The organism is Enterobacter sp. DVT3837 (assembly GCF_056238685.1).
On sequence record NZ_JBWDLA010000002.1, the window covers coordinates 1,446,684 to 1,459,073 of the forward strand.

Sequence of the window (12,390 nt, forward strand, 5' to 3'; positions counted from 1 at the left end):
TGTAACTTTTGTTTCATCACATTTTGCCTTTGATTCTACCCTTCATTATACGTGCCAGTTTACTGAAACTTTTCTTTCAGAACTGGAACAGCTTTTGCAGCACCTTGTGACTTTCAGAGTTACGAGGACGCTTCATGCAAAGTAATGTCTCCACGCACGGCATGGCCGTTGCACCCCACCATCTTGCCAGCCAGAGCGCGCTGGCAGTACTGCGCGAAGGCGGCAGCGCGATAGAAGCGATGGTCGCAGCGGCAGCCACCGTTGCCGTGGTTTACCCGCACATGAACGGGCTGGGTGGCGATGGCTTCTGGCTTATCGTGCCGCCTGAAGGCGATCCGATCGCCATTGACGCCAGCGGTGCGGCGGGTTCGCTGGCAACGCTCGCCGCCTACGACGGGCTGGCACATATTCCCCATCGCGGACCTCAGGCGGCGCTGACCGTCGCCGGAACGGTCAGCGGCTGGGACGAGGCGCTTAAGGTCTCGCGCGAGATGACCGGCAAGGCGCTGCCGCTGGCTCGCCTGCTGGCCGACGCCATTGATTACGCGCAGAATGGCACGCCGGTCACTGCCTCTCAGGCCTGCGCCACGGCCAGTAAATACGAGGAACTGAAAGAGATCCCAGGATTCGCGGAAACCTGGCTGGTGGACGGCAAACCGCCGCAGGTCGGGAGCCGTTTTTACCAGCCCGCCATGGCCACGACCCTGACGCGCCTGGTAGAGGACGGTCTGGACAGCTTTTACCGCGGCCCGCTGGCAGAGAGCCTGGCGCGGGGAATGGCGAAACTGGGTCTGCCCGTTACGCTGGCCGATTTACACGCGCATGCCGCCCGGCGCACCACGCCGCTGCGCTTGCAGCATCAGCAGGGAGAAGTCTTTAACCTCGCCCCGCCGACGCAGGGGCTGGTCTCGCTGGCAATACTCGGCATTACCGATCGCCTGAATATGGCGAAGGCCGACGACGCCGAAACCATTCACCGCATCGTTGAAGCCACCAAGCTGGCCTTTGGCCTGCGCGATGCCCACATCACCGACCCGCGCGAGCTGAAAACCGATATCCAGAGCCTGCTGGAACCCGCTGCCCTTCAGACGCTTGCCGGACACATTGACGACAGCCTCGCCGCACCGTGGGGCACCGGAAAAGGCCCCGGCGATACGGTGTGGATGGGCGTGATGGATAACAGCGGGCTTGCCGTGTCGTTTATCCAGAGTATTTATCACGAGTTCGGCAGCGGCGTGGTGCTACCCGATACCGGCATCGTCTGGCAGAACCGGGGCGCCTCTTTCAGCCTCGACCCCGATCATCTTCTGTCGCTTGCCCCTGGCAAACAGCCCTTCCATACCCTCAACCCGGCGGCGGCACGGCTGAACGACGGGCGCGTGATGGTCTACGGTTCGATGGGCGGTGACGGGCAACCACAAACCCAGGCCACGCTCTTTACCCGCTACGTCGTTCAGGGCGTTCCGCTGCAGGAGAGCATCTCCCGCCCGCGCTGGCTGTTGGGACGCACCTGGGGACAAACCTCGGACACGTTAAAACTGGAAGGCCGCTTCACTGCTGAGACGGTTTCTCAGCTCCGGACGCTGGGTCATGAGGTGGAAATATTCCCAGACTTCAGTGAAGCCATGGGCCACGCGGGCGCGATTGTCCGCCACCCGAACGGCCTGTTCGAAGGGGCATTTGACCCGCGCAGCAACGGCGCGGCTGCCGGATTCTGAGGAGAAAACAATGACGACACAACAACCCGACTGGCACGCGTATCTGGCGCAAATGGAAACCGTGCTCGGCGTGACGCTGGACGCCCCCCGTCGCGCCGAACTGCAATTGCAGTTCAGCCGCATTGCCGCCATGGCCGCGCCGCTGATGGCGCTGCCGCTCGACGACCGTCTGGAGATTGCAGGAGTGTATAAAGCATGACGCTACACGAGATGAGTATCAGCGCGATCCAGCAGGCCCTGAGCGCGGGCGAGCTGAGCGCGAGCGAGATTGCCCGCCAGACGCTTGAGGCAATTGCCCGCGTTAACCCGCAGATCAACGCCTGGACCGCCGTAACGGAAGAACGCATGCTGGCCGAGGCAGAAAATATAGACACCCTGCGCCGGGAAAAGCGACCATTGCCGCCGCTGGCAGGCGTGCCCTACGCGGTGAAAAACCTGTTTGACGTTGCCGGACACACCACGCTTGCCGGGGCGGAACTGTTCAGCCAGCGCCCTGCCGCTGCCGCAGACAGCTTTGCGGTACGTCAGTTGCGCAGTGCCGGCGGGTTGCTGACCGGGATGGTTAATATGGATGCCTACGCCTACGGCTTTACCACTGAAAATAGCCACTACGGCGCGACGCATAACCCGCACGATATGGCGCGCATTGCGGGGGGATCGTCCGGCGGATCTGCCGCCGCCGTTGCCGCCGGGCTGGTGCACTTTTCGCTCGGAACCGACACCAACGGCTCCATTCGCGTTCCGGCTTCCCTGTGCGGGATATATGGCCTGAAGCCCACTTTTGGCCGCTTATCGCGCTCCGGTAGCCATCCTTTTGTGGCAAGTCTGGACCATATCGGCCCGTTTGCCCGCCGCGTGAGCGATCTGGCGTCGGTATACGACGCGCTGCAAGGGCGGGATACCAGCGACGGTTTTCAGGCAGAAAGCTCGCGCGAACAGACGCGTCCCTTGCTCGATCGCGGGCTTGATGGTCTGCGCTGCGCCGTGCTTGGCGGCTATTTCACCACCTGGTGCGACGCGGACGCCCGCGACGCCGTAGCGCGGGTGGCAAAAGCGCTCGACGTGCAGGATGAACTGCATTTCCCGGATGCCGAACTGGCACGTTCCGCAGCGTTTATCATCAGCGCCTCCGAAGGAGGAAATCAGTACCTGCCCGCGCTTCGCGGCGAGCCTGAACGATTCGAACCACACTCGCGTGAGCGGCTGCTGGCCGGGGCGATGATCCCCTCCGCCTGGTACATCCAGGCCCAGCGTTTTCGCGCGCACGCCCGGCAGGCGTTCAAAACCTTATTCGCCCAGGCTGATATCCTTATCGCCCCGGCAACGCCACGCAGCGCCACGCTGATTGGCGAGCAATTCATGGAAATCAACGGTCAGCAGCTACCCGTTCGCGCCAGCATGGGGATGCTGACGCAGCCGATTTCGTTTCTGGGTTTACCCGTCACCACCGTTCCGCTACGCACCGCCGTAGGTGCGCCGATTGGCCTGCAGTTGATTGCCGCGCCGTTTAACGAGCAGGCCTGCCTGCGCGTGGCGCGGGTTCTGGAAGAGAGAGGAATAACCGATGCCCGTCCGGCGGAGAGTGCAGCATGATGAATCACGATGACATTAACCTCCCGTGGGTGGTTACAGAGGTGACGGCCGCGTTTTACCGCTATGAAGACGCGCTGGTGAGCAACAACATTGCGGTGCTGGACGAGCTGTTCTGGCACGATAAAAACACCGTGCGGCTGGGCGCCGGAGAAAACCTGTACGGCATTGAGGAAATCCGCGCCTTTCGCGCGGCACGTCCGTCCGCCGGGTTGCAGCGGACGTTGCGTCGCACCTTGATCACCACCTTCGGTGAAGATTACGCCGTGTGCAGCACCGAGTTTACCCGCGAAGGCACAGAACGCATTGGACGCCAGCAGCAGACGTGGGTGCGGTTTGCGTGTGGGTGGCGGATCGTGGCGGCACAGGTGAGTGTGATGTCGTAAGATAGCTGGCCGGGTAAGGCGTAACCGCCACCCGGCTAAACACGACACATTACTTCTGAAACGGATGCACTTCCCGCCAGTGGTCGGCAATCTGCTGACGGGTACAGACCCACACCCGCTCATGCTGCTGCACATAATCAAGAAAGCGCTGCAACGCGCGAAAACGCCCCGGACGCCCCAGCAGGCGGCAGTGCATGCCGATAGACATCATCTTCGGCGCGCTTTCTCCCTCTTCATACAGCACATCAAAGCTGTCCTTCAGATACGTATAAAACTGCTCGGCGGTGTTAAACCCCTGCGCGGTCGCGAAGCGCATGTCGTTCGCATCCAGCGTGTATGGCACAATCAGGTGTGGTTTACGGGTACCGTCGCCGCACGCCACTTCCGTCCAGAAGGGTAAATCATCGCCATAGTAGTCGCTGTCGTAGTCAAAACCACCGTGCTCCACCACCAGCTGACGCGTGTTAGGGCTGTCGCGTCCGGTGTACCAGCCGGTCGGCGGCTTGCCAAACAGATCGGTCAGCACATGCACCGCTTTCTGCAGATGTTCACGCTCCTGGCTGATGTCCATATTCTGATAATGGATCCAGCGCCAGCCGTGACTGACCACGTCGTAATCCGCCGCTTTGATCGCCTCAACGATCTCCGGGTGACGCGCCAGCGCCATCGCCACGCCAAAGACCGTCAGCGGCAGACCGCGCTTTTGAAATTCATTGTGGATCCGCCAGAACCCGGCGCGGCTGCCGTATTCGTAGAGGGAGTCCATGGACATATGTTTATCGGGGTAGCTGGCTGCACCGATGATATCCGACAGGAATTGCTCTGAACCGGCATCGCCGTGCAGAACGTGGTTTTCCGCCCCTTCTTCATAATTGAGCACAAACTGCACGGCGATGCGCGCCTGATTCGGCCACTGCGCGTGCGGCGGAGTACCTGCGTAGCCACGCAGATCCCGCGGGTAATCCTGTTCAAAAAGCCCCATTGCCACCCCCCAAAATTAAAATGGATTTAATGCCTGAAACTGCCCGCTTAACGCTTTTTTCTCCGGGAACGCCAGGTCCCCATGCTTGCTGGTCGATAACCCCAACGCTACCAGCGACTCCACCATTTTTACCGCCGCGCTGACGCCGTCGATGACCGGCACACGCAGCTCGCGCGTCAGCTCCTGCGCCAGCGTCGCCATACCTCCGCAGCCCAGCACAATGGCCCCGCAGCCATCTTCTTTCAGTGCCTGTATACAACGCGTGCGTACTTTTTCCTGCGCCAGACCGCTGCCGTCTTCCAGCGCCAGCACCGGGAGCTCGATGGCGTGCAGGGCTGCACAATGATCCTGAAAGCCATACTGGTGCAGCAGGTGACGGGCGATGATCAGCGTGCGCGGCAGCGTGGTGACAATAGAAAAGCGTGTCGCCACCAGCGTGGCCATATGCATGGCGGCTTCAGCAATACCGACAACCGGCCCCTGCGCCAGCTCGCGCGCCGCCAGCAGGCCCGGATCGCCAAAGCAGGCAATTACGTGACCCGATACGCCCTGCTCTCTGCCTTTTTTGATCTGCTCAAGGACACCAACGGCGGCAATGGCCTCATCAAAATGGCCTTCTATCGACGGCACGCCTGCAGTCGGACAGACCGCGAGGATCTCCGTACCCGGCGACGCCACCGCCCGGGCCGCCGCGCCGATGGTTTCCGTCATCGCGAGGCTGGTGTTGGGGTTGATCACTTGTATACAGACAGACATTACGACTCCTTGTGGCCGGCAAACAGCCGGGCAAAATCAGGCAGGCACTCGCCCGCCCGCTCGAAGCAGAGGCTGGCGACGATATGTTCAAAATGGTGCATCAGGGCATCGCTTAGCGGCTGGAGCGCTTTCTGGCGCAGCAGCTCCACAAGCTGTTCGTGATCGTTGCAGCGGCAACCCTGACGCCACGGAGCTCCCCAGGTGGCAATCACCAGCGAGGAGCGCTGGCTCAGGCTGGTCACCATCTTCGTCAGCACCTGGTTTCCGGAAATAGCCTGCAGCTGAATGTGAAAATTGGCGGAATGGCGGATTGCCGCCGGGCCGTCGTACGCCTCGTGCGCCTGCTGCTCCTGACGAATAATGGCTTCCAGTGCTGCCAGATGTGGCGGCTGGCAGTGGGCAAGTACATCCGGCAGGTTGGCAACCTCCAGCAGAGCACGTGTGCGAAAGATATGTTGCGCCTCTTCTACTGTCGGGCTGGCGACATGTGCACCACGTTTGGGCGTTAACGTGACCATTTGCACAGCCGCGAGTCGTTGCAGCACCTTGCGGATGCCCGTGCGGCTCACGCCGAAGACCTCGGCCAGCGCTTCTTCCGGCAACTTACTCCCCGGCAGTAGCTGATGTTCGACAATCGCAGTCATCAACGCCTGAAAGATGGATTCGTCTTTGTCCTGCAGGTCTGGCGCGGCGTGCAGACTGTTTACGTTGTTCATTACCCACTCCACTTTTTACTTTCCGATATCGAATCGTATACATAAAAATAAAATATTGCATACAAGATTTATTATTTTGGCCTGGATCCTGCAACACCCGTTGCACTCCCACTTAACGGGTTTTCATTCACAGGAGCAGGTTTCATGCCAAACAGACAAAATACGCAGCAAGGTACGGCCGCTGATTCCGGTGCGGTTTACAGCCCACGGCTTTGCAATGAGGATCTGGCACCGACGCGTGACCAGAACTGGAGCTGGTACAACATCTTTTCTTTCTGGATGTCCGACGTTCACAGCATGGGGGGTTATGTAGTTGCCGCGAGCTTCTTTACGCTCGGGCTGGCAAGCTGGCAGGTGTTGCTCTGCCTGCTGGTGGGGATTTGCATTGTGCAGCTGTGCGCCAACCTGGTGGCCAAACCGAGCCAGATGGCGGGTGTGCCCTATGCGGTGATCAGCCGTCAGGCATTTGGCGTCTTCGGGGCGAACATTCCGGCGGTGATCCGCGGGCTTATCGCCTTCGCGTGGTACGGCATTCAGACCTATCTGGCCGCCAACGCCCTGATGCTGGTGGCGCTGAAGTTCTGGCCATCGCTCTCTTCGCTCACCACCGACGCGTTCCTCGGGTTGTCGCACCTGGGCTGGATCTGCTTTGCCATTATGTGGGTATTGCAGGCGATGGTCTTCTGGCACGGCATGAGCGCCATCAAGCGCTTTATTGATATTGCCGGTCCGGCGGTGTACGTGGTGATGCTGGCGCTGGCGGGCTGGATTGTATACAAGACCGGGTTCGACGGGATCTCCTTTACCCTTGCCAGTAAATCCCTGAGCGCGGGTGAGCAGACCTGGCAGATGATCACGGCGACCGCGCTGGTGGTCTCTTACTTCTCCGGCCCGCTGCTCAACTTTGGTGATTTCTCGCGTTACGGCAAAAGCATGGGTGAAATTCGCCGTGGAAACCGCTGGGGACTGCCGTTTAACTTCCTGCTGTTCTCCATCGTTACCGTGGTGATTGTCTCCGGCACCCAGTCGCTGTTTGGCCGCATGATCACCGACCCAATTGAAACCGTCAGCCGCGTGGGCAACGATCTGGCCGTGGCAATTGGTCTGCTGACGATGATCACCGCCACCATCGGGATCAACATCGTGGCGAACTTTGTCTCCCCGGCGTTTGATTTCTCTAACTGCTCGCCGCAGAAAATCAGCTTCCGCACCGGGGGGATGATTGCCGCCGTTGGTTCGATTCTGCTCACCCCGTGGAACCTGTTCAACTCTCCGGAGCTTATCCACTACACCCTGGACGTGCTCGGGGCGTTTATCGGCCCACTGTTTGGTATTCTGATTGCGGACTTCTACCTGATTAAGCGCGGGAAAGTCTCTGTGGACGATCTGTTTGACGACACGCCAAAAGGCAAATACTGGTATCGCAACGGCTTTAACCCGAAAGCCATCGCTGCGCTGCTTCCGTCCGTTGGCATAGGGCTGGTGATAAGCTTCATCCCGACCCTGCACGAAGTGGCGAACTTTAGCTGGTTTATCGGCGTCTTCCTCGGTGGCGTGACCTACCGCTGGCTGGCACGGGAAGAGCGCGAAGTGGCTGCTGCCCCGCAATTTAACTCCCGCGTGGCGACGCAAAAAGAGTAACCCTTCCTTCTGGCCGCAGGTTTCCTGCGGCCTTCCTCAAGCTGGCACCCTTTTTGCTCATTCTCATGACTCCGCTACGCAAACATAAAGGCAGGAACCATGATGGAATACCAGACAGCGATCCGCGGTGCATTTTTTGATATTGCCCAGGTCTGCGACAGTGCAGACGCTATCGCCCAACACGCACGCTATCTTGAGGACGGACTGCTGTTCATACAGAACGGTAAAATTCAGGCGCAAATGGCGTGGCAGGATGGCGAGCAGTATCTTGATCCTCACAAAGGCTACACCGACCTGCGCGGCAAACTGCTGATGCCCGGTTTTGTCGATACCCACGTCCATTATCCGCAAACGGAGATGATCGGTGCGTTTGGCGAGCAGCTACTGGAGTGGCTGACCACCTATACGTTCCCGGTGGAGAGCCAGTTTTCCGATGAGGTGTATGCGAAAGAGATTGCCGAATTTTTCATTAACCAGCTGGTGAGCCATGGCACCACTACCGCGCTGGTGTTTTGTACGCTGCATCCCGAATCGGTCGAGGCGCTGTTTACCGAAGCCCTGCGCCTCAACATGCGCCTTATCGCCGGCAAGGTGATGATGGACAGGAACACCCCGGACTATCTCAGCGAAGACGCGAAACAGAGCTACCGGCAGACGCGTGAGCTGATCCAGCGCTGGCACCACCGGGGACGGTTGGGGTATGCCATTACCCCGCGTTTTGCACCGACGTCTTCACCCGAGCTGCTCGCGGCGGTGAGTTTACTCAGAGAAGAGTTTCCGGATACGTGGATGCAGACCCATCTCAGCGAAAACCCGAATGAAGTGGCCTGGGTGGGCGATCTCTGGCCAGAGCACGAACGTTATCTGGACGTGTATCACCACTACGGCCTGACCGGCGAGCGCAGCGTGTTTGCCCACGGGATCCATCTGCATGAGAGCGAATGGCGCTGCCTGCATGAGACCGGCTCCGCTGTCGCATTTTGCCCCACCTCCAATCTGTTTCTCGGTAGCGGGCTGTTTCGCCTGCCCGCCTGTTGGCAGCACAAGGTGCGGATGGGCATCGGCACTGACGTAGGCGCAGGCACCACCTTCAGCATGCTGCGCACCCTGGGGGAAGCCTACAAAGTCGGTCAATTGCAGAGCTACCGCCTGCGCGCCAGCGAAGCGTTTTATCACGCCACGCTGGGTGGCGCGCACGCGCTCAGGCTGGACGACAAGATTGGCAACTTCACACCGGGTAAAGAAGCCGATTTCATCGTGATTGACCCTGACGTGACGCCGTTACAACGCCTGCGCAATCGTCGCTGCAAAGATATCTACGAGCAGCTTTTCGTGCTGATGACTCTGGGCGACGAGCGCAATATCAGCGAGACCTGGGTCAACGGCGAGCGGGTCTGGTCAACTGCCCCGGTAGGTTGACCACCCACCGGGCGCAATCACAAACGGCAGATGGAAGTGCTCCTCTGCCGTTCCTCCCGTCACAAAATCAATTTGCGCACAGGGATAGAGGGTGTCGCGGCCAGTTTCGCGAAACCATTCACCGATCTCCGCCACCAGCCGATAGCGGCCTGCGGGCAGAAAGGGAACGAACGTGGTAATGCGCCCCTGCGCGTTGGTCACGTCCGTAGCCAGCGTTTTTCCTTCCTGTTGCAGATAAACCGTCACCCCCTGTGCCGGTTTTCCCGTCGAAATATCCAGAATATGCGTACTTAAGGTGCTCATTCGTTTATGACTCCTTCCAGCCGTAGTAGCGTAATGTCCCGCAGCTGTTCCAGCGCGGCACGGACTTCCTGCGCATCGCTGTTCTCCAGCCGCGCGTGCAGCGCCTGTAAAATGTCCTCTCCGCTGCGGCCTTTGGCGCGGATCAGAAATACGCGTCCGAAACGGGCTTCATAACGGGCATTACCTTCGCGCAATGCCTGCGCAAGGGTTGCGTCGCGGTCATTCACCGCCCCCTGCTCCTGACGGGACAGCGCTGCCTCGGCCTGTGAACCGGTTAGTTTTTCCCCGATGCGCGGATGCGCGCTCAGGGCTTGCGCTAACGCCGCATCATCCCAGGTTTGCGCCTGTGCCGTGGCCGCGTTGAACAATGCCCCCCGGCTCGGGTAAGGCCGCCCGCGAACCAGCGCCTCGGCCCAGGCAGGAATGGCTACGCAGGGGCGTAGCAGCGCAAGAGCATCTTTGTCAGGAAGATGATTGAAGTCGTGCAGTGCGATCATAGTGGCTCCTTTATCACAATCCTTCTGGCTGTTGCACAAATCGCGCCACTTTTACCGCGCCAGCGCACCTTAGCAGTGCAACGTCACCTCTCACAATGCCCTTTTCGCCGCTCTGCAGCCTGGTACGCAAATTGCTCACTCTCATTACACCCTGCAAAAGGAGAGAAGCATGAGAGCAATCGTCATTGGCGCGGGTATTGGCGGCCTGAGCGCCGCCGTCGCGCTGAAGAAAGCGGGCATCGACTGTACCGTGTTTGAAGCCGTAAAAGAGATCAGGCCCGTCGGGGCGGCCATCTCCATCTGGCCTAATGGGGTGAAATGTATGCAGCACCTCGGCATGGGCGACATCATCGAGACTTACGGCGGTCCGATGCGTTTTATGGCCTACAAGGATTACCGACGCGGCGAGACCCTGACCCGCTTTAGCCTTGCCCCGCTGGTTGAGCGTACCGGAGGGCGTCCCTGCCCCGTCTCGCGCGCTGAACTCCAGCGCGAAATGCTGGACTTCTGGGGGCGCGACAAGGTTCAGTTTGGCAAGCGCGTCGAACATGTCAGTGAAGATGACGCTGGCGTCACGGTGACCTTCACCGATGGCACTACCGCAACCGGGGATTTCCTGATTGCCGCCGACGGCAGCCACTCGGCGGTTCGTCCGTACGTGCTGGGATATACGCCCGAGCGCCGCTATGCGGGCTACGTTAACTGGAACGGGCTGGTGAAGATTGATGAAGAGATAGCTCCCGCTCACCAGTGGACAACCTTCGTGGGCGAAGGCAAACGCGTGTCGCTGATGCCCGTCTCCGGCGGTCGTTTCTACTTCTTTTTTGATGTTCCGCTTCCCCTCGGGCTGGCAGAAGATCGCACGACGGTGCGGGCCGATCTCACCGGTTACTTCCGCGGCTGGGCGCCGCCGGTGCAGAAGCTCATCGCGGCGCTGGAACCTGAAACGACCAACCGCATCGAAATTCACGATATCGAACCGTTCGACAGCCTGGTACGCGGCAAGGTGGCGCTGCTCGGCGATGCCGGGCACAGCACCACGCCGGATATCGGCCAGGGCGGTTGCGCCGCCATGGAGGATGCGGTGGTGCTCGGGGACTGTCTGCGTGAAAACCATAACATCATGCTGGCACTGCGACAGTACGAAGCGCTGCGCTGCGACCGGGTTCGCGACCTGGTGCTAAAAGCCCGCAAACGCTGCGACGTCACCCACGGGAAAGATATGGCGCTGACGCAGGCCTGGTATCAGGAGCTCAAAGAGGAGACCGGAGAGCGCATCATCAAGGGTCTGTGCGACACCATTCAGGGCGGACCATTAGGCTGAACACAAGAGGGATAACGATGAAAAGAGAACCGACTCCACCCGCCCATTGTACCTTTGAGCCTGAGGACTGGCTGCGCCTGGCGAAATGCTGGCACCCCGTCGCCCGAGCCTGCGACGTCGGCCCGGCACCGGTCAAAGCGACCCTGCTCGATGAACAGCTGGTGATTTACCGGATCCACGATCGGGTCGTGGTCGCCCGTGACGTTTGTCCTCACCGTGGCGTACCGCTGACGCTCGGCTTTCACGACGAGCACGGGATCATCTGCCCTTACCACGGTTTACGCTTTGGGGAAGACGGGCGCTGTAACCGCATTCCGTCCAGCCCCGACCAACCCGTTCCGGCGAAGCTGAACCTGATTAACTACGCCGTGGAGGAGCGCTTTGGGTTGATCTGGACCTGCCTGGCGTTTGACCCGGACAATCCTGCGCCGCTGCCCACCATGCCGCACTGGGATGACGACGGATTTCAGCAGATCAACTGCCCGGCGTTTGAGGTGAACGGCTTCGCCGGACGACAGGTGGAGGGCTTTCTGGACGTGGCGCACTTTGCGTGGATCCACACCGATACCTTTGCCGATCCCAATAATCAGCTTGTACCCGCCTATCAGCCGCAGGAGACGCCGTTCGGATTCGTGGCGGATTACTGGAGTTCAGTCAGTAACTATCCCGCCAGCTCGGACGTGCAGGCGCCGGAAGGGTTTCAGTGGCTACGCCATTTTGAAATGCATCTGCCGTTTACCGCCACCCTGACGATTCATTTTCCGGGAGAATCGAGGCTGGTGATCATGAATGCCGCGTCGCCCGTGTCATCACGCGTCACCCGCATGTTCGCCCCTATCGCGCGTAATTTTGACCTGCATATTCCGGTGGAAGATGTGCATGCCTTCAATCTGCGCATTTTTGAAGAGGATCGTTTGATGGTCGAAACCCAGCGCCCGGAAAGCCTGCCGCTGGACCTGACGCTGGAAGCCCATATTCCCGCAGATAAAAGCTCAATTGCCTACCGCCGTGGACTGAAAAAAATGGGCTTTGGCGAATTTTTCCTGGTATGACGGAGG

Annotated in this window: 12 protein-coding genes and 1 pseudogene; 8 read left to right on the plus strand and 5 right to left on the minus strand. The window is 59.8% G+C overall.

The window, feature by feature from the left end:
* Positions 1 to 134: 134 nt before the first annotated feature.
* The 4 genes from hpxW to hpxZ are packed head-to-tail and all read left to right on the plus strand — an operon-like array spanning position 135 to position 3,694.
* Positions 135 to 1,718 carry an oxamate amidohydrolase gene (hpxW, locus tag AC0XWG_RS22025; RefSeq protein ID WP_475681065.1) on the plus strand — a complete coding sequence of 528 codons (1,584 nt, stop codon included), beginning with the start codon at positions 135 to 137 and terminating at the stop codon, positions 1,716 to 1,718.
* A 10-nt stretch (positions 1,719 to 1,728) separates the two neighbouring features.
* Entirely contained in the window at positions 1,729 to 1,917 is a 189-nt protein-coding gene (gene hpxX / locus AC0XWG_RS22030; protein WP_028019140.1) for an oxalurate catabolism protein HpxX, read from the plus strand.
* Positions 1,914 to 3,311, plus strand: coding sequence for an AtzE family amidohydrolase (locus AC0XWG_RS22035; RefSeq protein WP_332617483.1), 1,398 nt, complete (start codon positions 1,914 to 1,916; stop codon positions 3,309 to 3,311). The genes hpxX and AC0XWG_RS22035 overlap by 4 nt, the downstream gene beginning before the upstream one ends.
* Positions 3,308 to 3,694 carry an oxalurate catabolism protein HpxZ gene (gene hpxZ, locus AC0XWG_RS22040; RefSeq protein WP_108090272.1) on the plus strand — a complete coding sequence of 129 codons (387 nt, stop codon included), beginning with the start codon at positions 3,308 to 3,310 and terminating at the stop codon, positions 3,692 to 3,694. Before AC0XWG_RS22035 ends, hpxZ begins: the two co-directional genes overlap by 4 nt.
* A gap of 49 nt (positions 3,695 to 3,743) precedes the next feature.
* Here the strand turns inward: hpxZ and puuE are convergent, their stop codons facing one another.
* From puuE to AC0XWG_RS22055, 3 genes and pseudogenes are all read right to left on the minus strand, one after another.
* A complete protein-coding gene (puuE, locus tag AC0XWG_RS22045) occupies positions 3,744 to 4,643 on the minus strand; it encodes an allantoinase PuuE (RefSeq protein ID WP_229255562.1) in 900 nt (299 codons plus the stop codon).
* Positions 4,561 to 5,432: pseudogene (gene hpxA, locus AC0XWG_RS22050) on the minus strand (allantoin racemase). Before hpxA ends, puuE begins: the two are co-directional and overlap by 83 nt.
* A complete protein-coding gene (locus AC0XWG_RS22055; RefSeq protein WP_475681066.1) occupies positions 5,432 to 6,148 on the minus strand; it encodes a GntR family transcriptional regulator in 717 nt (238 codons plus the stop codon). Before AC0XWG_RS22055 ends, hpxA begins: the two are co-directional and overlap by 1 nt.
* A gap of 144 nt (positions 6,149 to 6,292) precedes the next feature.
* Here AC0XWG_RS22055 and AC0XWG_RS22060 point away from each other — a divergent pair, with 144 nt between their 5' ends.
* On the plus strand, positions 6,293 to 7,789 hold the full coding sequence (locus AC0XWG_RS22060; RefSeq protein ID WP_475681067.1) for an NCS1 family nucleobase:cation symporter-1: 1,497 nt from the start codon (positions 6,293 to 6,295) through the stop codon (positions 7,787 to 7,789).
* A gap of 102 nt (positions 7,790 to 7,891) precedes the next feature.
* Positions 7,892 to 9,208, plus strand: coding sequence for a guanine deaminase (guaD, locus tag AC0XWG_RS22065; RefSeq protein ID WP_475681130.1), 1,317 nt, complete (start codon positions 7,892 to 7,894; stop codon positions 9,206 to 9,208).
* Here the strand turns inward: guaD and uraH are convergent.
* Together uraH and uraD are read right to left on the minus strand one after the other, a co-directional pair.
* Positions 9,188 to 9,511, minus strand: coding sequence for a hydroxyisourate hydrolase (gene uraH, locus AC0XWG_RS22070; protein WP_028019151.1), 324 nt, complete (start codon positions 9,509 to 9,511; stop codon positions 9,188 to 9,190). The two genes, guaD and uraH, sit on opposite strands and share 21 nt — an antisense overlap.
* Positions 9,508 to 10,008, minus strand: coding sequence for a 2-oxo-4-hydroxy-4-carboxy-5-ureidoimidazoline decarboxylase (uraD, locus tag AC0XWG_RS22075; RefSeq protein ID WP_475681068.1), 501 nt, complete (start codon positions 10,006 to 10,008; stop codon positions 9,508 to 9,510). The genes uraH and uraD overlap by 4 nt, the downstream gene beginning before the upstream one ends.
* 169 nt (positions 10,009 to 10,177) lie before the next feature.
* Here uraD and hpxO point away from each other — a divergent pair, with 169 nt between their 5' ends.
* Both hpxO and hpxD read left to right on the plus strand, forming a co-directional pair.
* Positions 10,178 to 11,332: an FAD-dependent urate hydroxylase HpxO gene (gene hpxO, locus AC0XWG_RS22080; protein ID WP_049008400.1), complete on the plus strand. Its 1,155-nt coding sequence runs from the start codon at positions 10,178 to 10,180 to the stop codon at positions 11,330 to 11,332.
* 17 nt (positions 11,333 to 11,349) lie between these two features.
* Complete coding sequence (gene hpxD, locus AC0XWG_RS22085) at positions 11,350 to 12,384, plus strand: molybdenum cofactor-independent xanthine hydroxylase subunit HpxD (protein WP_475681069.1); 1,035 nt, start codon at positions 11,350 to 11,352, stop codon at positions 12,382 to 12,384.
* The last annotated feature ends 6 nt before the right edge of the window (positions 12,385 to 12,390 follow it).

Coding starts and splice junctions, on each gene's coding strand:
- hpxO (WP_049008400.1), top strand. CDS start 10,178: ATGAGAGCAATCGTCATTGGCGCGGGTATTGGCGGCCTGAGCGCCGCC.
- hpxD (WP_475681069.1), top strand. CDS start 11,350: ATGAAAAGAGAACCGACTCCACCCGCCCATTGTACCTTTGAGCCTGAG.
- AC0XWG_RS22035 (WP_332617483.1), top strand. CDS start 1,914: ATGACGCTACACGAGATGAGTATCAGCGCGATCCAGCAGGCCCTGAGC.
- AC0XWG_RS22060 (WP_475681067.1), top strand. CDS start 6,293: ATGCCAAACAGACAAAATACGCAGCAAGGTACGGCCGCTGATTCCGGT.
- hpxZ (WP_108090272.1), top strand. CDS start 3,308: ATGATGAATCACGATGACATTAACCTCCCGTGGGTGGTTACAGAGGTG.
- guaD (WP_475681130.1), top strand. CDS start 7,892: ATGGAATACCAGACAGCGATCCGCGGTGCATTTTTTGATATTGCCCAG.
- hpxW (WP_475681065.1), top strand. CDS start 135: ATGCAAAGTAATGTCTCCACGCACGGCATGGCCGTTGCACCCCACCAT.
- uraH (WP_028019151.1), bottom strand. CDS start 9,511: ATGAGCACCTTAAGTACGCATATTCTGGATATTTCGACGGGAAAACCG.
- hpxX (WP_028019140.1), top strand. CDS start 1,729: ATGACGACACAACAACCCGACTGGCACGCGTATCTGGCGCAAATGGAA.
- uraD (WP_475681068.1), bottom strand. CDS start 10,008: ATGATCGCACTGCACGACTTCAATCATCTTCCTGACAAAGATGCTCTT.
- AC0XWG_RS22055 (WP_475681066.1), bottom strand. CDS start 6,148: ATGAACAACGTAAACAGTCTGCACGCCGCGCCAGACCTGCAGGACAAA.